Raw genomic sequence first — 19,490 nt, 5'->3', positions numbered from 1 at the left:
CCCGTGGCGCGCCGGGGCCGGCCGATGAAGCAGGAACAGTTCGTGGCCCGCCACCAGGCCGAGTGGGACGCGCTGGAGCAGTGGCTGCAGGCGCATGGCGAACGCGCCCGCCGGCGGGGCGGGCCCCCGCCGGTCCCGGTCGGCGTGGACGATGGCGAGGTGCCGGCGCGCTACCGCCGGTTGTGCCAGCAGCTGGCGCTGGCGCGCCGGCGTGGCTACAGCACGCCCCTGCTGGAACGGCTGCAGGCGCTCATGCAGCGCGGCCATGCGGTCCTGTACCGCGCGCCGGCGCCGCGCTGGCATCGCGCCGCCGAATTCCTGGTCGCCGGGTTCCCGCAGCTGGTACGCAGCCAGGCCGGTTGCATGTGGGCCTCGCTGGCACTGTTCGCGGGGCCGCTGGTGGGCCTGTTCGTGCTGCTGCAGTTCCGGCCGGAGCTGGTGCACGAGCTGCTCGATCCGCGCCGGATCGCCGAGGTCGAGGCGATGTTCGACCCGGCCGACCCGCGCCACGCCCTGGGCCGCGACAGCGGCAGCGACTGGCAGATGTTCGGCCATTACGTGATGAACAACATCAGCATCGGCCTGCGCACGTTCGCCGGCGGCCTGCTCGCCGGCGTCGGCACGATCCTGGTGCTGCTCGCCAACGGCGTGGGCATCGGCGCCGTCGCGGGCCACCTGCAGGCGATCGGCCACGGCGATCCGTTCTGGCGCTTCGTCGCCGGCCACGCCCCGCTGGAGCTGACCGCGCTGGTGATCGCGGGCGGTGCCGGCCTGCGTCTGGGCGTGGACCTGGTCGCGCCGGGCCGCCGCCGGCGCCGCGACGCGCTGGTCCGCGCCGGACGCATCGGCGCGCGGCTGTGCCTGGGCGTGGCGGTGATGCTGCTGCTGGCCGCGTTCGTCGAGGCGTTCTGGTCCTCGACCCAGTCGATCCCGGCGTGGATCAAGTATTCGGTATCGGCCCTGTTGTGGACGCTGGTGCTGGGCTGGCTGTGGCGCGGCGGGCACGGCGTGGTGGAGGACGGTGCCGATGCGCCCTGAGGACCTGGACGTCGCCCTGCGCCCGCGCTCGTCGTGGGAAGCGATGGAGCTGGGCACCGCGCTGCTGCGCCGTCACGCGGGCGCCGTCTGGCGCCCGTGGCTGCTGGCGACGGTGCCGGTGCTGGTCGCGGTCAATGCCGCAGCCTGGTGGCTCGACCGGCCATGGCTGGCGCTGGTGCTGGTGTGGTGGCTCAAGCCGCTGTTCGAACGCATTCCGTTGTACGTGCTGTCGCGTGGCGTGTTCGGCCACTCGCCGGGCACGGCCGAGACGCTGCGCGCGCAGCGGTCGTTCGGCATGGCCGCGATGCCGGCCTACCTGCTGTGGCGGCGGTTCTCGCCGGCGCGCGCGCTGCTGATGCCGGTGGACATGCTCGAGGGCACCACCGCCGCGCAGCGGCGCGCACGCCGCCGCGTGGTCGGCGGCCCCGCCTACGGCCAGGCGGCGCTGCTGGCCTGCACCTGCTGGCTGTTCGAGCTGGCGCTGGCGCTCGGCGCGATCGCGTCGGTGTTCATGGCCATCCCCGCCGAACTGCTGCCTGCGTCGTTCCGGTCGCTGGGCCCGGTGCTGTCGGCCGGAATGCCCGGCTGGATGCAGGTCGGCCTGAACCTGGCCGCCTGGCTGGCGATGTCGGTGGTCGCGCCGTTCCATGTCGCGGCCGGCTTCGGGCTTTACCTCAACCGCCGCACCGAAACCGAAGCCTGGGACGTCGAGCTCGCGTTCCGCCGTCTGCGCGAGCGGCTGGTCGCGCAGGCGGCGTCGGCCGGCGCCGCGGTGGTGCTGGCGGTCCTGCTGGCGCCCGTGCCGGTCCTCGCCCAGCAGGCCGGGAAGCAGGCGCCTGCCACGCTCGAGCAGGTATTCGGGCCGGAGCGCGTGGACGACGCGCGTTTCCGCGAAGCGGCCGGTCGCGTGTACGCCGCTCCGCCCCTGGGCGGGGAACGCACGGTCGTGCAATGGCGGCCGAAGAAGAAGGCGGAACCGGCGCCCGAACAGCGCGACGGCCTCGACTTCTCCGGCCCGCTGGCGGTCCTGTCGCTCATCGGCGAGTGGGGGCTGTGGATCCTCGCCGGCCTGCTGTTGTTGCTGGTGGCGCTGACCGCTCCGCGCTGGTGGCCCTGGCTGCGCGGGTCCGGCGCGCGCACGCCTGCATCGCCGGCACCGGCACCGGCGCAGGCGGTGGCGCTGGCCGCCGTGCCCGAAGCCCTGCCCGACGACATTCCCGCCGTCGCGCTTAGGCTGTGGAACGAAGACCGGATGCGTGATGCGCTGGCCCTGGTCTATCGCGGGAGCGTCGACGCCCTGGCGCGGCAGGCGCGGATCGAACTCCCGCCCGGAGCGACCGAAGCCCAGTGCCTGCGCGCCTCGCGGCAGCTGCCGGTGGCCGCCGCGCGCGAACTGTTCGGCCGCGTGGTGCGGGCGTGGGAATACGCCGCCTACGCCGGGCGCTTTCCCGCGCGGCAGGAATTCGAATCGCTGCTCGAGGCCGCCAGCCTGCAATGGGAGTGGCGCCGGTGACGCGTACCCAGACCTGGCTGCTGGGCACGGCGCTTTCGCTGGCCGCGATCGCCGTGGTCGCCGCCGCGGTGGCGTGGTTCCGGCACACCCACGAGCGGGTCGAGCACCGCGAGCCGCTGCCGCCGCGTGGCGAAGCGGCATGGAACCCGCTGTACGCCCTGCGCGAGACCCTGCGTGCGGATGGCGTGGTCGCGGAAACGCGCCAGCGCCTGCAACCGGAGCGCTTCGCCGGCGCCCCGGCCGACACCGTGCTGCTCCACGGCGATGCCTCGGTCCTGTCCGATCGCCGCCAGGTCGCGGCGCTGTTGGCCTGGGTGGAGCGAGGTGGCCACCTGCTGGTACGTACGCCGCCGCCGGACCCCGTCGCCGGTGACGACCCGCCGGCGCCTCCGGCGCTGCTCAGGGCGCTGGGCGTCGACCGCCTGCGCGCGCCGGGATGCGCCGCACTGCAGGTGGCCGGGGAAGAGCCGCATGTGGAGCTGTGCGGAGGCTGGCGGTTCCTGCTCGATGGCGACCAGCGGCCGCCACGGCTGGCCTGGGGCGATGCCGACGGCGGCTACGCCTACGCGAGGCTGGCGCATGGCCGGGGCCATGTCGACGTCCTCGCCGACTTCGACGTCCTCGGCAACGACGCGCTGGACGAGCCCACCCACCAGGCCATGGCACGCCAGCTGCTGGGACCCAACTACGGGCGCGGCACCGTGCACCTGGTCCACGACACCCGGCGCGATTCGCTGTGGTGGCGGCTGGCCCGCGACGGCTGGCCGCTGTGGTTGCCGCTGGCCCTGGTGCTGGCCGGCTGGCTCTGGCGCCGGAGCCAGCGCTTCGGCCCGTGGCTGCCGTCGCCCGCGGTGCCGCGCCGCTCGCTGCACGAGCACCTCCGCGCCAGCGGCGCGCTGCTGCTGCGCCGGGGCCAGGCATCGCTGCTCCACGAGGCCGTGCGCGAGGCGTTCCTGGCCCGGCTGCGGCGGCGCCAACCGGCGATCGCCGCGCTGTCCGGCGAAGCGCGCGTGCACGCGCTCGCCGAGCACCTGCAGTACCCGCATGCCATGGTCCGCGATGCGCTCAGCCGCACCGGCACCGAAGACCGCCACACCTATTTCGCGCGCGTGCGCGCCCTGGTCCAGATGAGGAGCCGCCTATGAACGAGACCGTCGCATCCGACGACACCCTGCCGATCACCGGCACCGCCCTCGGCGAGCGCGTGGAGGCGGTGCGCAACGAGGTGGCCAGGGCGTTCATCGGCCAGGACGAGGCCCTCGACCAAGTGCTGGTCGCGTTGCTCGCGGGTGGCCACGTGCTGATCGAGGGCGTGCCCGGCCTGGGCAAGACCCTGCTGGTGCGCGCGCTGGGCCAGGCGCTGGAGCTGGACTGGGCGCGCGTGCAGTTCACCCCGGACCTGATGCCCAGCGACGTCAGCGGCCACGCGGTCTACGACCCGAAGACCGAGAGCTTCAAGATCCGCCGCGGTCCGGTGTTCACCCACCTGCTGCTGGCCGACGAGATCAACCGCGCCCCGGCCAAGACCCAGTCGGCGCTGCTCGAGGTGATGCAGGAAGGGCAGGTCACGATCGAAGGCCGCTCGTTCTCGCTGGCGCCGCCATTCATGGCCCTGGCCACGCAGAATCCGGTCGAACAGGAGGGCACGTACCCGCTTCCCGAGGCGCAGCTGGACCGCTTCCTGCTCAAGGTGCTGATCGGCTATCCGAAACTCGAGGACGAGAAGCGGCTGGTCGAGGCGACCACCGGCGGCGGCAGCGCGGGCGACTTCGAGCTGTCGCAGGTCCGCCGCGTGCTCGGTGCCGGGGACGTGCGCGCGATGCAGGCGGGCACCGCCCGGGTCGCGGTCGACCCGGCGGTGCTGGACTATGCGGTGCGGATCGTGGCGGCGACCCGCACCTCGCCGGGGATCGCGCTGGGCGCCGGTCCGCGCGGCAGCATCGCCCTGGTCCGTGCGGCGCGCGCGCAGGCGGTGCTCGGCGGGCGCGACTTCGCCACGCCCGACGACGTGCGCTCGATCGCGTTGCCGGCGCTGCGCCACCGGATCACGCTGGCCCCGGAACTGCAGATCGACGGCCAGTCGGTGGACGACGTGCTGACCGGCCTGCTGGCGCGGGTCGAGGCGCCGCGCCAGTGAGCATGCGCGGCGCGTGCTGGCCGGCGGGGCGGGGCGGGCGGTGAGGCCGACGCCGGCATCGATGCTGCTGCTCGTCGCCTGGGCGGCGGTCGGCGCGCTGGCGCTCGCCGGTGTCGCGCCCATGGCCGCGTGGTGGTGGACGGCGGCGGGGCTGGCGGCGCTGGCCGGGCTCGATGCCGTGCTGTTGCGGCTGCAGCCGACGCCCACCGTCGAGCGCAGGTTGCCCGAGGCGCTGCCGGTCGGGCACGGCCGCGAGGTCGAATTGCAGCTCGCCTCGCCGCGGCGGCAACGACTCGACGTGTTCGACCTGCATCCGGCCGGCTGGCCGGCCGAGGGCCTGCCGCGGCGGGTGCGACTGGTCCCCGGGCAGGCCGCGGTGCTGCGCTACCGGATCGACGCCGCCGCGCGCGGGCTGGCGGAGTTCGCCGGCACCCAGCTGAGGATGGCGTCGCCGCTGCGGCTGTGGACCCAGTCGCGCGTGGTGGGCAGCCCGAGGCACGTGCGGGTGTATCCGGATTTCGCGCCGCTGGCGCGGCTGGCGCTGCTCAGCGCCGAGCAGGCCTCCCGCGTGGTCGGCGCGCACGTGCGCCGGCGCCGCGGCGAGGGCACCGATTTCCAGCAGATGCGCGAGTACCGGGTCGGCGACAGCCTGCGCCGGATCGACTGGAAGGCCACCGCGCGCGCGCGCAAGCTGGTGTCGCGCGAATACCAGGAGGAACGCAACCAGCAGGTGCTGCTGGTGGTCGACACCGGGCGGCGCATGCTGGCCAGCGAGGGCGGGCTGTCGCATTTCGACCACGCGCTCAACGCGGCGCTGGTGGTGTCGTGGCTGGGCCTGCGCCAGGGCGACGCCGTCGGCCTGATGGCCGGCGGCGGCGCGTCGCGCTGGGTGCCGCCCCGGCGCGGCACGGGTGCGCTGGACGCCCTGCTGCGCGCCAGCTACGACCTGCAGCCCGAGGCGGTGGCGACCGACTACCTGGCGCTGGCCGGCGAGCTGGCGCGGCGCCAGCCGCGGCGCGCGCTGGTGATGCTGGTGACCAACGTGCGCGACGAGGACAGCGAGGAACTGCTTGCTGCCGTGCGGCTGCTGCAGCGCCGCCACCTGGTCTGCGTGGCCAGCCTGCGGGAACAGGTGCTGGACGCCACCCTGGACGTCCGCGAGGTCGCCGACCTGGACGCGGCCGTCACCCTCGGCGCGACCGCGCACTACCTGCGGCAGCGCGCCGCCGCGCACGACACGCTGCGTCAGCACGGGGTTCTGACCCTCGACGTGACGCCGGCCGACCTCCCCGCCGCGCTGGTCGAGCGCTACCTGGCGGTCAAGCGCGACGGACTGCTGTAGCCTGTGGCCGACATCCACGCAGGGAAGGAACGGACGATGGGACAGGGTTCGACCGGCAACGTGATTGCCGCGCTGTGCAGCTTCTTCGTTCCCGGCCTGGGCCAGCTGATCCAGGGCCGGGTGCTCTCGGCGATCCTGTGGTTCGTGGTGGCCTGCGTCGCGTTCGCCGTGACCTGGCTGTTGACGCTCTCGCTGCTGCCGTTCGGCTGGTTCGTGGTCAGCGTGTTCGCCTGCATCAATGCTGCGCTGTACCGGCCTTCGGCCAGCTGATCGCAGTCGTCAGCCTCCGGCGGGCGCCGCCGGTTCGATGCCCTTGCCGGTGGCGGCCCACCACAGCCCGCCGTAGAGGTGCTCCAGGTACAGCGGGTCGTCGTACAGCGCTGGGGTATGGCCCAGCGCGGTGACGAACACGCGGCCGCCGTCGTAGGCGTGGTACCAAGCGACCGGATGCACGGCGCCCATGCCGCGGGCGCTCTGGCCGGGCCAGATGCGGGTCGGGTCGTAGCTGCGCTCGTCCACCGACAGCACGGTCCTGAGTCCGCGGACCAGCGGCGGGTTGAACTCGTACCACTCGTCCGTCCAGATCCAGCGCGACGGCAGGCCGAAGGCGGCGGGGAACGAGGCGTCCTCGACCCGCACGGTCGCCGTCTGCACCATCGGGTGGATCCGGAACGTGCGGCCGACCATCCGCTCGAACCACGGCCATCCGCCGGGCGGGTTGGAGATCAGCGCGCGATGCACGGCGACCACGCCGCCGCCGCCGCGCACGTAGGCTTCCAGCGCGCCGCGCTGCGCGCCCTGCAGTTCGTCGCCCGGGGTGTTGAGCAGGACGATGGCCGCGTACTTCGACAGGTCGCCGTCGAACGGCGACGGGTTCCAGCTCCAGTCCATCTCGAAGGCGTGCCGCTGCGCCATCTGCTCGAACCGCGGCTTCGCCACCACCGCGTAGTCGTGGTGGTAGCGGTTGGGGATGGCCACGACCAGGACCTTGAACTGGCCTTCGGCGAGGGCCGGGACCGCGAACGTGGCGGCGATCAGCAGGCAGGCGATCAGCAGGCGTTTCATCGGCTGATCCTAGCCGCGCGCCGCGGACGATGGAGCGATCGACCTATTCCGTTTGCGCCCGCGCCTATGCCGGCGCGTCGCGGGCGCGCGCACCGCCTCGGGACCGGCGCGGCCACGGCGCCCGTGCTCAGGGCGTTGTCCGTGCGCCGGCCGCATCCAGCGCCTGCAGCAGCGGCTGGAGCGGCAGTGCCGCTGCCGTGCCCTGGTGGCCATGCACGGTCCCGGCGCGCAGCATCGAATTGAGGATCGCTTCCTCGGTGGCCTCCGCGGCGGCCTGGAACAGCGGGGTCATCGCGTCGTTGGCGACGCTGGCCGCCGGCTGCACCGGCGCGCCGCCGCGACGGCGGTTCTGCGCGGCGGTGGAGAAGGCGATGACGTAGTCGCCCGAACCGTTGGACATGTCCGAACCGGTGCGGGCCAGGCCGGTGAGCGCGCGCGTGGCCAGACGGCGCAGCGCGGCGGGGTCGAGCGGCGCATCGGTGGCGACCACGATCATGATGCTGCCGTCGCCGGTGGACGGCGGCGGCTGCACCGTGCGGGCGACGGCGGCCGGGTCGGGCAGCGCCTTCCACACCGGCACGCCGGCGACGGTGAGGTGCCCGCCGAAGTTGCTCTGCACCAGCACGCCGACGGTATGGCCGCCCTGGGCGGCCCCGAGCCGGCGCGAACTGGTGCCGATGCCGCCTTTCCAGCCGAACGCGACCGTGCCGGCACCCGCGCCCACCGCGCCCTCCTCGACCTCGGCGTACGAGAGCCGCGACAGCGCCTGCTCCACCTGGTGGGCGCCGACCGGGCGCGCGCGGATGTCGCTGAGCCAGCCATCGTTGGTCTCGCCGACCACGGGGTTGATCGAGCGCACCTGCTCCATGCCCGGCTGCGCGAGCAGGTGCGAAGCCATCGCGTCGGCCACCTTCCAGACACCGAGCGTGCCGGTCAGCAGGACGGGCGTTTCCAGTTCGCCCAGCTCCTGCACCTGGGTCACCCCGAGCAGCTTGCCGAAGCCGTTGCCGACCACGATCGCCGCCGGGACCCGTTCGCGGAACAGGTTGCCGCGGTGCGGGACGATCGCGGTGACGCCGGTGTTGAAGCGCGTGCCCTGCGCGAAAGTGGCATGGCCGACGCCGACGCCCTCGACGTCCGTGATCGCGTTGCGCGGACCCGGCGGCAGCGTGCCGATGGCGATGCCGACCTCGCGCGCCCGCGGGCGCGCGGCGGCATCGGCGGCGAGCGCGCCGGCCGGGAGGCCAGCGACGAGGCCGGCGACGAGGCAGGTCAGGAGGAGCGGGGTCGGCGGGATTCTCATGCGGCCATGCTAGCCGCTGCGGCCGCCCGCGCACGTCCGGCGGCATGCTCGCCGGACGGCATGGCGGGAGCCGCGGTCAGCGGAAGATGTCGCCCATCACTTCGACGACCAGGCCGCTGCCCAGCGACACCAGGATCAGGTCGTCGCCGGCCACGCGCCATTCGTGGCCGGCATAGACCGGCAGGTCGCGCAGCATCGGGCCCGGCACCATCTTCTTGGCGATGCCCGGCGGCAGCGGCTTGCCGCGGGCCAGGTTCTTGCGGATGCCCGGCGGCAGCGGGGCGTAGCCGACGTAGCCGTGGCGCTCGGCGATGCGGCGGGCGTCGCCCGTGCCGATGCTGACCGAGACCAGGCCGCCGACATCGGCGTCCACGCGCACGCCGGACGGGCTGGAATGTTCATGGGTCGGCTTGCCGTTGCCGTGGCCCTTGCCGTGGCCTTTGCCCTCCGGCGGCGCGGCGAGTGCGGGTACGGCCAGCAGGCCGGCCATGATCAGGGAAGAAAGGGCGATGGCACGTTTCATGGTCGGTTTCCTGACGGACGTGGGCGGCGCTCGACGCCGCGGGTATGCGCTAGATACCCGTCGCCGCCCCGCGGCGCCGTGAACGGAGTCGAAGAACCGCCTTGTCGCTGGGCTTCGGTTCAGCGTCCGGGCACGGACGGCTAGTCCGCCGTCACCAGCACCGGGTCGCGCTCGCGCAGGGCCGCGTAGACCGCATCGGTCTGCGGCCGCACGCCGTGCCACTGCTCGAAGGCCTCGGCCGCCTGCTCGACCAGCATGCCCAGACCGTCGACCACGTCGTGGCAGCCGGCTGCGCGGGCCCAGGCCAGGAAGTCGATCGCCGCCTCGCCGTAGTTCACGTCCACCGCCAGGGTGCGGCTGTTGACCAGCGAGAGTGGGGCGCTGAAGCCGGCGCCTTCGCCGCGCCCGGCGGAGGTGGCGTTGACGATCAGCTCGAAATCGCCGAGCTCGCGCAGGTCCTGCCAGTAGCGCGAGTGGGCGCGCGCCGGCTCGCCGAGCGCATCGGCCAGGGCATCGGCGCGTTCGGGCGTGCGGTTGACCACCACCAGTTCGCCGATGCCGGCATCGAGCAGCGCCGGCGCTACCCCGCGGGCGGCACCCCCGGCCCCCAGCAGCAGCACGCGGCGCGCGCGCAGGTCCAGGCCCTGGCGGCCGGTCAGGTCGCGCACCAGGCCGGCGCCGTCGGTGTTGTCGCCGTGCCAGTGGCCGTCGTTGCGGGTCAGCGTGTTGACCGCACCGGCTCGACGGGCGCGGTCGGTGGTGCGCGCGCACAGGGCGAAGGCAGCCTCCTTCAGCGGCAGGGTCACGTTGGCTCCGCGCCCGCCCTCGCCGGCGAAGCGCTCGAGCGTGGCGGCGAACTCGACCGGGGCCGCGTCGATGGCGGCGTATTCCAGGGCGATGCCGAGCTGGCGGGCGAAGGTGGCGTGGATGCGGGGCGAAAGCGAATGGCTGATCGGATGGCCGAAGACGGCGTATCGGGCGATGGACATGGCGTGGTAAGAATCCGCGGAATGAGGAAAGCCTGCCGGGAGCGAACACCATGAAGCGTGCACTGGGCGTCGCCGTCGCCATCAGTCTACTCCCGGGCCCCGCGCTGGCGCAGCTGGCCGAGTACGGCATCGAGGGCATCTGGACGGTGTCCACCCGCGACGCCGAACTGCGCGGCACGGTGTCCCCGGATGGCCGGCGCATGGTGTGGGGCAGCGACCGCGCCGGCGGGCCGGGCGGCGGCGACCTGTGGCAGGCGCGCAACGAGGACAAACGCTGGCTGGACCCGCAACCGCTGCCGTTCAACACCCCGGCCCTGGAAGCCGAACCGATGTTCAGCGCCGACGGGCGCTGGCTGTACTTCGTCTCCGACCGGCCCGGCGGCGCCGGCGGCCGCGACCTGTACCGGGTGGCGGTCCGGGCCGATGGCGGGTTCGGCAGCCCGGAGCGGCTGAGTGACGGCATCAACAGCCGTGGCCAGGAGCGCTCGCCGACCCCCTCCGCCGACGGGCGCGGCCTGGTATTCGCCAGCGACCGGCGGGGTGGCGAGGGCGGCTACGACCTCTACCGGGCGCCGCTGGAGGGCGATGCCGCGGCGGTGCCGATCGCGGGCGCCAACACTGCCGCCGACGAGATCGACGCGGCCTGGCTGGACGGCGGGCGGGCGCTGCTGTTCTCGCGCGGCGACGAAGCGGCTGGCACCGCACGGCTGTACGTGTCGGCCTGCGATGGGAAGAAGTACGCCGGGGCCGAGCCGTGGACGCTGTCGTTCAACACCGACGGCGGCTACACGCGTGCGCCGGTGGCCGATCCCTCGCGGCCGGGCGAAGGCACGGTCACCGGCACGGCGCGTTCGCCGAAGGCCGGGAAGACCGACATCTACCGGATCGTGCTGCCGACCGTGCGCGGCCAGGACGGATGCCAGCCCGCATCCGGCGGCTGAGCGCTCAGCCCTCGCGCAGCCAGCGCGCGGCGTCGAGCGCGTAGTAGGTCAGCACGCCGTCGGCGCCGGCGCGCCTGAACGCCAGCAGCGCTTCCATCGCGCAGGCCTTCTCGTCGATCCAGCCGTTGGCCGAGGCGGCCTTGAGCATCGCGTACTCGCCGCTGACCTGGTAGGCGAAGGTCGGCACGCCGAACGCGTCCTTCACCCGCCGGATCACGTCCAGGTAGGGCAGGCCCGGCTTGACCATGACCATGTCCGCGCCCTCGGCGATGTCGAGCTCGACCTCGCGCAGCGCCTCGTCGGAATTGGCCGGGTCCATCTGGTAGGTGAACTTGTTGCCCTTGCCGAGGTTGCCCGCGCTGCCGACCGCGCTGCGGAACGGGCCGTAGAACGCCGACGCGTACTTCGCCGCGTACGACATGATCCGGGTATTGATGAAACCGGCCGATTCCAGCGCCCCGCGGATCGCGCCGATGCGCCCGTCCATCATGTCCGACGGCGAGAGGATGTCTGCGCCGGCGGCGGCATGCACCAGCGACTGCTTCACCAGCGCTTCGATGGTGGCGTCGTTGAGGATGTAGCCGGATTCGTCGATCAGCCCGTCCTGGCCGTGCGTGGTGTACGGGTCCAGGGCCTGGTCGGTCATCACGCCCAGCTCGGGGAAGCGCGACTTCAGCGCGTGGATCGCGCGCGGGATGATCCCGTCCTCGTCCCAGGCGATGCGGCCGTCGGCGGTCTTGGCCGCCGCGTCCGGCACGCCGAACAGGTCCAGGACCGGCACGCCCAGTTCCAGCGCCTGCTCGCCCACCCGCAGCAGTTCGTCGATCGACAGCCGTTCCACCCCCGGCATCGAGGGCACCGGCGCGCGGCCGGTCTGCTCGTGCACGAACACCGGGTAGATCAGGTCGTTGCTGGTCAGCACGTGCTCGCGCATCAGCCGGCGCGAGAAGTCGTCGCGGCGCATGCGCCGCAGGCGGACGTGGGGGAAGCTCATCGGCGACTCCGCGGAAAACAGGCGTCCATGATACGCCCCCGGTTCCGGCACGCCCCGGCCGCTCAGCGCAGCACGTACCCCCGTGGCTCCAGCGGTGCCGGCAGCGGGCGCTCGCCGAGCGCGTCGAACAGGTCGATCTCGATCGTGCGTGCCAGCGCGTCCAGCGGCAGGTCGTTGGGCTCCAGCCCGAACGGGTCCTCCAGCTCGTCGCCGAGCCGGTCCAGGCCGAAGAACGCGTAGGCCAGCAGCGCCGACACGAACGGCGTCGCCCAGCCGAGCGCGCCGACCAGCCCGAGCGGCAGCAGCACGCAGAACAGCCAGGCGAAGCGGTGCAGCAGCAGGGTGTAGGCGAACGGCAATGGCGTGGTCAGGATCCGCTCGCAGCCGGCCTGGATGGAGGACATCGCGGTCAGCCGCGCCTCGAACACGGCGTACAGGTAGGGTGGCAGGCGGCCATCGCGGAGCGGAGCGGCCAGCTCCCGCGCGGCCAGCGCGAGCAGGGCGTCCGGCACGTTGTCGCGCGCCGCCAGGTCCGCCTCGAACTCCGGATCCACCCAGGGCGCTGCCGCGGCGCGGCTGTCGCCATCGCGCAGGCGCGCGGCCAGCGCGTGGGCGAAGCCGGTGGCCAGGCGAAGCACGCGAGCGCGCAGCCGCGGGTCGTCGGCCAGCAGCGCATTGCACTCGCGGGCCAGGCTGCGGCTTTCGTAGACCAGCTGGCCCCACAGCTTGCGGCCTTCCCACCAGCGCTCGTGGCAGGCGTTGTTGCGGAAGCTGAGGAAGATCGACAGGGCCAGGCCGAGCAGGGTGAACGGCGCCACCCCGAGGCGGTCGATGCCGGGCAGCGGCACGCGCTCGGCCAGCAGCGACAAGGCCAGGCCGAGCAGGAAGATCACGGCCACTTTCGGCGCGATCGCCGGAACGATGGAGCCGCGCATGATGTAGAGCAGTTGCCAGCTGCGGGGACGGGGTCGGACGATCATCGGAGGGCGAGTTGCGGGGCGGCGGAAGGCCGCGCACGATAGCCGTTGCGCGCGCGATCGGCGACGGTTGCCGGCGGTACCGCCCGACGGGACCGCGCCGACGCCGGGCGCAGCGGGGATTCAACGATTCAGGAAGCGTCGCCGCGGGTTCGCGGCCGATTCACCCGGGGCGTCCGAACATGGCCGCTCCACCGACTCCAGGGGGATTGCCATGCACCGACTGATCGCCACCGTCGCCGTCGTCCTGGCCTTGTCCGGCTGCGCCGGGGCATCCAAGGTCATGGTCGGCCAGGCCCGCCCCGCCATCGATCCCGCGCAGGTCCGCCTCTATACCGTGGTCCCGGTCGGGTCGCAGGAAATCGCCCAGATCGAGGCCAGCAGCGCGATCGGCTTCGGCACCCAGGGGCAGACCGATTCGGCGGTGACCCGGCTCAAGGCCGAGGCCGCGGCGCTGGGCGCCAACGGCGTGGTGCTGATGGGCGTCGGTTCGTCCGGCTCGTCCGGTGGCGGCGTGTCGGTGGGCGGCGGCAGCTGGGGCAGCAGTTCCTACGGCGGCGTCGGCATCGGCATTCCCACCCAGCAGCGCAAGGCGGTCGGCATGGCGATCTGGGTACCGCCGGGCGCGGTGCCGACGATGCCCGAGTCGGGTCCGGCCGCGGCGCCCGCGACCGACGCCCTGCCCGCGCCCGCCACGCCGACCCGGCCGCGCTGACGAAGCGCGGCGTCCGGCCCAGGCCGGCGCCGGACGCCGATGGCTACGGCTGCAGGCAGCGGGCGAAGAAGTCCTCCGCCAGCCGATAGCGGTGCAATGCGTCCTTGCCGGAGAGGCCGTGCTTGGCGCCCGGGTAGGCCATCATCTCGAACGGCTGCCCGCGCTGCTGCAGCGCGGACATCACCGCGGTCGAATTGGTGAACAGCACGTTGTCGTCGGCCATGCCGTGCACCAGCAACAGCCTGGGCGCGCCCTCGCCGACCAGGCCGTCGATGTGGGCGAGCACGCGCGCCTCGCGGTAGCCGTCCGGGTTGGACGCGGGCAGGCCCATGTAACGCTCGGTGTAGTGGGTGTCGTAGAGCCCCCAGTCGCTGACCGGCGCGCCGGCTACGCCGCAGGCGTAGGCGTCCGTGCGCGCCAGCAGCATCAGCGTCATGTAGCCGCCGTTGGACCATCCGTGCACGCCGATCCGTGCCGGATCCACCCAGGCCTGGGACTTCAGCCATTCGACGCCGCGCAGCTGGTCGTCCACTTCGACCGTGCCTTGCCTGCCATGCAGCGCGCCGCCGAAGTCGCGCCCGCGGCGGGGTGTTCCGCGGTTGTCCAGCGAGAACACCACGTAACCGCGCTGGGCCAGGTACTGGTTGAACAGTGCGTCGCTGCGCGCCGGCCAGGCCCGGGTCACGGTCTGCGCGGCCGGGCCGCCGTACACGAACACCACCACCGGGTACTTCTTCCCCGGATCGAAACCGTCCGGCCTGATCAGGCTGTAGTGCAGCGGCGTGCGGCCGTCGGCAGCGGTGAGCGTGCCGAATTCCACCGGGCGCTGCGCGTCGCGGTACTTCGCGTAGGGATGCGCCGGATCTTCCAGGTCGTTGCGCAGCAGGGTGGCCAGGCGGGTACCGTCGCTGCCGAACAGCTCGATCTGCGGTGGCGTGCCGGGGGCCGACCAGCTGTCGACGTAGACACTGGCGTTGCGCGCGAAGCTGGCCGCGTGCATGCCCGGTTCCCGCGACAGGCGCTCCACCGCGCCGCCGGCCAGCGGCACGCGGTAGACGTGCTTCTCGAGCGGCGAATCGCGCGTACCGGCGAACCACACGTATTCCGCCTTCGGATCGATCGCGAGCACTTCGTCGACCACCCACTCGCCGGACGTGAGCGGCGTCGATGCCGCGCCGTCCTCCGAGACCAGGTACAGGTGCTGGAAGCCGCTGCGTTCGGACGACCACAGGAAGCGCCCGTCGGGCAGGAAGCGCAGGCTGTTGTGCAACGGCACCCAGGTGTCCGAGCGCTCGGTCGCCAAGATGCGCTGCCTGCCGGTGGCCAAGCTCGCTTCGACCAGGTCGAGCCGCTTCTGGTCGCGTGACTGCCGCTGGAAGGTGAGGCGCTGCGGATCGCGCCAGTCGACCCGCGCCAGGTAGATGTCCTGCTCCTCGCCGAGGTCCACCCAGGCCGGCTTCGCGCCGGCCTTCGGGGCGATCACGCCGAGCCGGACCGCCACGTTGGCGTCGCCCGCGGCCGGATAGCGCTGCTCGACCACGTCGGTGCGGTCGGCATAGACCTCGTAGCGCTTCTGCACCGGCACCGGCGATTCGTCGATGCGCGCGAACGCGATGGCGCTGTCGTCGGGCGCCCACCAGTAGCCGGTGTGGCGGTCCATCTCCTCGTCGGCCACGAACTCGGCCACGCCGTTGCCGACCGCGTCACCGCCGTCGCGGGTGAGCTGGATCTCCCTGCCGGTGGCCAGGTCGATCACCCAGAGGTTGCGTCCACGCACGAAGCTGGCGAAGCCGCCGCGCGGCGAGATCCGTGGATCGGTGGCGAAGCCCGCGCCGCGGGTCAGCTTGCGCACCGCGGCGCTGCCGGTCCTGTCGAGATCGTAGTAGTAGAGCTCGCCGCCGAGCGGGAACAGCAGCGCCCGCCCGCCCGGCGCCCACTGGTAGTCGACGATGCCGGAGTAGGCGGCGATGCGCTGGCGCTCGCGCCGCGCCTTCTCTTCGTCGCTGAGCGTCTCGTTGCCGGGCAGCACCACGCTCGAATCCACCAGCAGGCGGGTGTGGCCGCTGGCGGTGTCGTATTCCCACAGGTCCAGTCGGTTGCGGTCGCCGTCCTTGCCCCGCAGGAAGGTCACCCGTGCGCCGTCCGGCGAAACCTGGGGCTTCATCAGGGTCGGCCCGGACAGCGGCGCCGGTCCGGTGATGGCCTCCAGGGTCAGTTTCGCGGCGTGGAGCGGAGCGGTGGCGAGCAGGGTCATCAGCAATACCGACAGGGCGGGGCGCATGCGTGGGTCCGGAGCGATTCCATTGATGCGGATTGTAGTAGGGGCGTCACGGGTGCCCGCAGGACTCCCCCTGTCCGCAGCGTCCTGTCCGCTGTCCTCCCGATGTCCGATGGACAGCATCCCCTGTCCTGCTGCATGACAGCGTTGTCGACATAGCATCATGGCCCGTGGGGAATATGGCGGCATCTCCATTGAACATCGTCCAAAACAGCATAAATGTTTACAAGAACCGAAGTGACGGTCCGACGCGCATCGGTCTGCCTTCGAGCCCCATTGGCGCTCTCTGGCGGCGGCCCTGCCCAGGTCCGAAGTTCTTGACATTGACGGGCGACCCAGACAGGGCTGCTAGCCAAATCAAATGGTTAGCGCTACCATACCGGCATACCTCCCTGCCGTTTTTGCGCATGACAGCGCTGTTCTTTGTTGCCACGCAACATCAGGATGCGGGAGTTTTTGCGCTTTTTGGGGAATCCGGCGGGGTGGCCACGCCGAAGTTTGACAACGCTGTCAGACGGGGCCTCTAATCCGCCGCGTCGGCGCACTGTCCGGGGACAGTCGCGGGCCACAACTCATATCTATTCGTGTGATTCCGGGAGGGAAGATCCATGAAGCACGTGCAAGCCATGCCCAAGAAGCGGCTGCTCGCATCGGCACTGTTGCTGGCCCTGGCGCCGGCGGCCCACGTCGCCGCGCAGGAGCAGGCCACGCAGGCCGCCACCGCCACGCCTGGCGCCAGCGCCGACCCCACCGAGCTGGATACGGTGGTGGTGACCGGCATCCGCGCCAGCCTCACCTCGTCGATGAACCTCAAGCGCGACGCGCAGGGCATCGTCGACGGCATCGTCGCCGAGGACATCGGCAAGTTCCCCGACACCAACCTGGCCGAGGCGCTGCAGCGCATCTCCGGCGTGTCGATCGACCGCACGTCCAGCGGTGAAGGCTCCAAGGTCACTGTCCGCGGCGTAGGCCCGGACTTCAACCTGGTGCTGCTCAACGGCCGCCAGATGCCGGCGTCCAACCTCGGCCCGGGCGGCGGCGGCACCTCCAACTCGCGTTCCTTCGACTTCGCCAACATCGCCGCCGAGGCGATCTCCGCGATCGAAGTGCACAAGACCGGCCGCGCCGAGCTGCCGACCGGCGGCATCGGCGCGACGCTGAACGTCAAGACCGTGCGTCCGCTCGAGTTGAGCGAGCCGCTGGCCAGCGTCGGCTTCAAGGCGGTCCACGACACCTCGGCCCGCAACCTGCCGCAGAGCTACCCGGGTGCGATCGTCACGCCGGAAGTGTCGGGCATCTTCAGCAACACCTACGCCGACGGCACCTTCGGCATCATGCTCAGCGGCAGCTACCAGGAGCGCGAGTCCGGCTACAGCCAGGCCAGCGTCGCGGACGGCTGGATCACCTTCCCCGGTGACTCCAACAGCTGGAACGCACTGCCGCAGCCGGGCCAGGGCTACTCGGACCGGATCACCAACCGTCCCGGCCCGGACGACGTCTATGCCCGTCCGCAGAACACCGCCTACAGCGTCAACGGCGTGCAACGGCAGCGCACCAACGGCCAGCTGACCATGCAGTGGGCGCCGAACGACAGCGTCACCGCGACGCTGGACTACGCGTACATGGAGAACAAGGTCCAGCAGCAGCGCAGCGAACTGTCGGTGTGGTTCAGCCAGACCGCCGGCGACAGCTCCTGGACCGACGGCCCGGTCGCCGCGCCGATCATCTACGAAGAGGAATACAACAACGCCGACCTGTCGATGGGCGGCATGCAGCTGGCGACCAAGAACAGCGGCGACTCGCTCGGCTTCAACGTCGAGTGGGAGGTCAACGACGCGCTCAGCCTGTCCTTCGATTACCACAACTCCAGCGCCGAATCGCGTCCCGACAGCCACCTCGGCTCGGCCGGCGTGCTGGGCATGGCCGCCTACGTGCGCGGCAACACCACCGTCGACTACAGCGGCGAGATCCCGATCATCAACGTGGTCCTGCCGCCGGGCATGGCGTCGCCGCCGGCCTCCGCCGCGCTGGTCACCGGCTCGGTCTTCCAGAACAGCTACAACAAGTCCGAAGTGGAGCAGTTCCAGGCCGACGGACGCTTCAAGTTCGGCGACTACTCCGGGCTGGATTTCGGCATCGCCGCCACCGAGGTCAACAACCGCACCGCCGCGGCGGTGATGCAGCGCGATACGTGGGGTGGCGTGGGCACGCCGGCCGACTACGACGACAGCATCTTCACCCCGGACAACATGTCGCGCTACTTCGACAGCTTCGGCAAGCCGGGCAACATCGACTGGACCGACGGCTTCCTGGTGTTCGACTTCGAGCGCCTGCGCCAGGCGGCCATCGCGGCTTCCGGCTGCGCCAGCTGCTATGAGATGCCGACCCAGTTCACCGACGACCTGCGCACCACCGAGAAGTCCAAGAGTGCGTACGTGCAGTGGACGACCAGCTTCGACTGGTCGATGCCGCTGGACGTGGCGGCCGGCGTGCGCTACGAGCAGACCGACGTCGATTCGTCGGCGCTGGTGCGCATCGCCAATGGCATCTCCTGGGACTCGGCCAACGAGATGTACGTGACGTACGAGCCGGGCCAGGGCTTCACCGAACTGGAGGGCGAGTACGACTACTTCCTTCCGAACCTGGACCTGGCGCTGCACGTGACCGACGAGGTGGTGGCCCGCGCCAGTTACAGCGAGACCATCGGCCGCCCGGGCTGGCAGCAGATCCAGGGCGGGCAGCGGCTGGCCAACATCGTCCGCGTCGACGGCGGCGACGGCAGCAGCGGCAATCCGGCGCTGGAGCCGCTGCTCTCGCGCAACTTCGACCTGTCGCTGGAGTGGTACTACGGCGAATCGAGCTATGCCTCGATCGGCTACTTCCGCAAGAACATCAAGAACTTCATCAGCGACACGATCGTGCGCGAGACGCCATTCGACCTGCACACGCCGGTGGGCGGCGCGTACTGGAACGCCGCGCTCGCCAACGGCGGCCCCACCGGCGCCGGCTGCTCGGCGGGCGACATGGTCTGCATCCGCAACTACATCTTCGACACCTTCAACGGCCAGCCGGGCGTCACCATGACCGGGACCAACGCGGCCGGCGAGCGGACCGGCACGATCGTCGGCCAGCCGGGCGACCCGATCGCCGGGTTCGACATCACCACCCCGGCCAACCAGCGGTCCGACCACCTCGACGGCTTCGAGGTCAACGTCCAGCACGTGTTCGGCGAGTCCGGCTTCGGCCTGGCCGCGAACTACACCAAGGTGGACTCCGGCCTGACCTTCGACAACAGCGACCTCGGCACGCAGTACCCGATGGTCGGCCTGAGCGACTCGGCCAACCTGGTGGCGTTCTACGACAAGAACGCCTGGCAGGTGCGCGTGGCGTACAACTGGCGCGACGAGTTCCTCAACGGCATCGGCGGCGGCGGCACTCCGCCGAACCCGAACTGGACGGAAGCCTATGGGCAGGTCGATGCGATCGTCAGCTACGAGGTCATGGAGAACCTGACGCTGAGCCTGGAAGGCATCAACCTCACCGACGAGACCCAGCGCATCCACGCCCGCCACGAGAACATGGTGCGCTTCGCCACCCAGACCGGTCCGCGCTACATGTTCGGCGTGCGCTACCGCTTCTGACGCCTCCTCTCCGGCGTCAGGGCCGCGCGATGCC

At 71.9% G+C, this 19,490-nt stretch carries 16 protein-coding genes; 9 read left to right on the top strand and 7 right to left on the bottom strand.

Annotated features, from left to right (window positions below):
• The first annotated feature begins 24 nt into the window (after positions 1-24).
• From ACA089_RS11365 to ACA089_RS11340, 6 genes are read left to right on the top strand one after another with little or no spacing between them, the layout of a single operon-like run.
• On the top strand, positions 25-1,038 hold the full coding sequence (locus ACA089_RS11365) for a stage II sporulation protein M (RefSeq protein WP_372016858.1): 1,014 nt from the start codon (positions 25-27) through the stop codon (positions 1,036-1,038).
• On the top strand, positions 1,028-2,551 hold the full coding sequence (locus tag ACA089_RS11360; RefSeq protein WP_372016857.1) for a DUF4129 domain-containing protein: 1,524 nt from the start codon (positions 1,028-1,030) through the stop codon (positions 2,549-2,551). Before ACA089_RS11365 ends, ACA089_RS11360 begins: the two co-directional genes overlap by 11 nt.
• Positions 2,548-3,696, top strand: coding sequence for a DUF4350 domain-containing protein (locus tag ACA089_RS11355; RefSeq protein WP_372016855.1), 1,149 nt, complete (start codon positions 2,548-2,550; stop codon positions 3,694-3,696). Before ACA089_RS11360 ends, ACA089_RS11355 begins: the two co-directional genes overlap by 4 nt.
• Entirely contained in the window at positions 3,693-4,688 is a 996-nt protein-coding gene (locus ACA089_RS11350; RefSeq protein WP_372016853.1) for an AAA family ATPase, read from the top strand. Before ACA089_RS11355 ends, ACA089_RS11350 begins: the two co-directional genes overlap by 4 nt.
• Before the next feature lie 40 nt (positions 4,689-4,728).
• Positions 4,729-6,030: a DUF58 domain-containing protein gene (locus tag ACA089_RS11345; RefSeq protein WP_372016851.1), complete on the top strand. Its 1,302-nt coding sequence runs from the start codon at positions 4,729-4,731 to the stop codon at positions 6,028-6,030.
• Positions 6,031-6,066: 36 nt separating this feature from the next.
• On the top strand, positions 6,067-6,300 hold the full coding sequence (locus ACA089_RS11340) for a hypothetical protein (RefSeq protein WP_372016849.1): 234 nt from the start codon (positions 6,067-6,069) through the stop codon (positions 6,298-6,300).
• Positions 6,301-6,309: 9 nt separating this feature from the next.
• On the opposite strand, the gene ACA089_RS11335 is transcribed toward ACA089_RS11340, so the two are convergent.
• The 4 genes from ACA089_RS11335 to aroE all read right to left on the bottom strand — a co-directional run bounded on the left by ACA089_RS11335 (position 6,310) and on the right by aroE (position 9,910).
• Positions 6,310-7,095, bottom strand: a complete 786-nt coding sequence (locus ACA089_RS11335) for a ThuA domain-containing protein (protein WP_372016847.1) — start codon at positions 7,093-7,095, stop codon at positions 6,310-6,312.
• Between the two features lie 127 nt (positions 7,096-7,222).
• Entirely contained in the window at positions 7,223-8,398 is a 1,176-nt protein-coding gene (locus tag ACA089_RS11330; RefSeq protein ID WP_372016845.1) for a P1 family peptidase, read from the bottom strand.
• Between the two features lie 76 nt (positions 8,399-8,474).
• The gene (locus tag ACA089_RS11325) at positions 8,475-8,921 is read right to left on the bottom strand and encodes an anti-virulence regulator CigR family protein (protein WP_372016843.1); all 447 of its coding nucleotides are present in this window, start codon (positions 8,919-8,921) and stop codon (positions 8,475-8,477) included.
• Between the two features lie 140 nt (positions 8,922-9,061).
• A complete protein-coding gene (gene aroE / locus ACA089_RS11320; RefSeq protein ID WP_372016841.1) occupies positions 9,062-9,910 on the bottom strand; it encodes a shikimate dehydrogenase in 849 nt (282 codons plus the stop codon).
• Between the two features lie 50 nt (positions 9,911-9,960).
• Here aroE and ACA089_RS11315 point away from each other — a divergent pair, with 50 nt between their 5' ends.
• Positions 9,961-10,851, top strand: coding sequence for a TolB family protein (locus ACA089_RS11315; protein WP_372016839.1), 891 nt, complete (start codon positions 9,961-9,963; stop codon positions 10,849-10,851).
• 4 nt (positions 10,852-10,855) lie between these two features.
• Here ACA089_RS11315 and hemB read toward each other — a convergent pair whose 3' ends face one another.
• Both hemB and ACA089_RS11305 read right to left on the bottom strand, forming a co-directional pair.
• Positions 10,856-11,845 carry a porphobilinogen synthase gene (hemB, locus tag ACA089_RS11310; protein ID WP_372016837.1) on the bottom strand — a complete coding sequence of 330 codons (990 nt, stop codon included), beginning with the start codon at positions 11,843-11,845 and terminating at the stop codon, positions 10,856-10,858.
• A 62-nt stretch (positions 11,846-11,907) separates the two neighbouring features.
• Entirely contained in the window at positions 11,908-12,825 is a 918-nt protein-coding gene (locus tag ACA089_RS11305; protein WP_372016835.1) for a bestrophin family protein, read from the bottom strand.
• Between the two features lie 211 nt (positions 12,826-13,036).
• Between ACA089_RS11305 and ACA089_RS11300 the strand changes: the two genes are divergently transcribed.
• On the top strand, positions 13,037-13,537 hold the full coding sequence (locus ACA089_RS11300; RefSeq protein WP_372016834.1) for a hypothetical protein: 501 nt from the start codon (positions 13,037-13,039) through the stop codon (positions 13,535-13,537).
• Between the two features lie 43 nt (positions 13,538-13,580).
• On the opposite strand, the gene ACA089_RS11295 is transcribed toward ACA089_RS11300, so the two are convergent.
• The gene (locus ACA089_RS11295; protein ID WP_372016832.1) at positions 13,581-15,818 is read right to left on the bottom strand and encodes a S9 family peptidase; all 2,238 of its coding nucleotides are present in this window, start codon (positions 15,816-15,818) and stop codon (positions 13,581-13,583) included.
• Between the two features lie 605 nt (positions 15,819-16,423).
• Between ACA089_RS11295 and ACA089_RS11290 the strand changes: the two genes are divergently transcribed.
• Entirely contained in the window at positions 16,424-19,456 is a 3,033-nt protein-coding gene (locus ACA089_RS11290) for a TonB-dependent receptor (RefSeq protein ID WP_372016830.1), read from the top strand.
• Positions 19,457-19,490 lie beyond the last annotated feature (34 nt).

Origin of the sequence: Pseudoxanthomonas fibrivorans, from assembly GCF_041464125.1 — a bacterium.
Classification (GTDB): Bacteria; Pseudomonadota; Gammaproteobacteria; order Xanthomonadales; family Xanthomonadaceae; genus Pseudoxanthomonas.
Note: the sequence above shows the minus strand (reverse complement) of the source record. Positions and strands in the feature narration are given on the sequence as shown.

Bases quoted from the DNA above. Each gene is read 5' to 3' on its own strand.
- ACA089_RS11315 (WP_372016839.1), top strand. From the start codon at position 9,961: ATGAAGCGTGCACTGGGCGTCGCCGTCGCCATCAGTCTACTCCCGGGC.
- ACA089_RS11325 (WP_372016843.1), bottom strand. From the start codon at position 8,921: ATGAAACGTGCCATCGCCCTTTCTTCCCTGATCATGGCCGGCCTGCTG.
- ACA089_RS11365 (WP_372016858.1), top strand. From the start codon at position 25: ATGAAGCAGGAACAGTTCGTGGCCCGCCACCAGGCCGAGTGGGACGCG.
- hemB (WP_372016837.1), bottom strand. From the start codon at position 11,845: ATGAGCTTCCCCCACGTCCGCCTGCGGCGCATGCGCCGCGACGACTTC.
- ACA089_RS11295 (WP_372016832.1), bottom strand. From the start codon at position 15,818: ATGCGCCCCGCCCTGTCGGTATTGCTGATGACCCTGCTCGCCACCGCT.
- ACA089_RS11335 (WP_372016847.1), bottom strand. From the start codon at position 7,095: ATGAAACGCCTGCTGATCGCCTGCCTGCTGATCGCCGCCACGTTCGCG.
- aroE (WP_372016841.1), bottom strand. From the start codon at position 9,910: ATGTCCATCGCCCGATACGCCGTCTTCGGCCATCCGATCAGCCATTCG.
- ACA089_RS11290 (WP_372016830.1), top strand. From the start codon at position 16,424: ATGAAGCACGTGCAAGCCATGCCCAAGAAGCGGCTGCTCGCATCGGCA.
- ACA089_RS11330 (WP_372016845.1), bottom strand. From the start codon at position 8,398: ATGAGAATCCCGCCGACCCCGCTCCTCCTGACCTGCCTCGTCGCCGGC.
- ACA089_RS11340 (WP_372016849.1), top strand. From the start codon at position 6,067: ATGGGACAGGGTTCGACCGGCAACGTGATTGCCGCGCTGTGCAGCTTC.
- ACA089_RS11300 (WP_372016834.1), top strand. From the start codon at position 13,037: ATGCACCGACTGATCGCCACCGTCGCCGTCGTCCTGGCCTTGTCCGGC.
- ACA089_RS11360 (WP_372016857.1), top strand. From the start codon at position 1,028: ATGCGCCCTGAGGACCTGGACGTCGCCCTGCGCCCGCGCTCGTCGTGG.
- ACA089_RS11305 (WP_372016835.1), bottom strand. From the start codon at position 12,825: ATGATCGTCCGACCCCGTCCCCGCAGCTGGCAACTGCTCTACATCATG.
- ACA089_RS11350 (WP_372016853.1), top strand. From the start codon at position 3,693: ATGAACGAGACCGTCGCATCCGACGACACCCTGCCGATCACCGGCACC.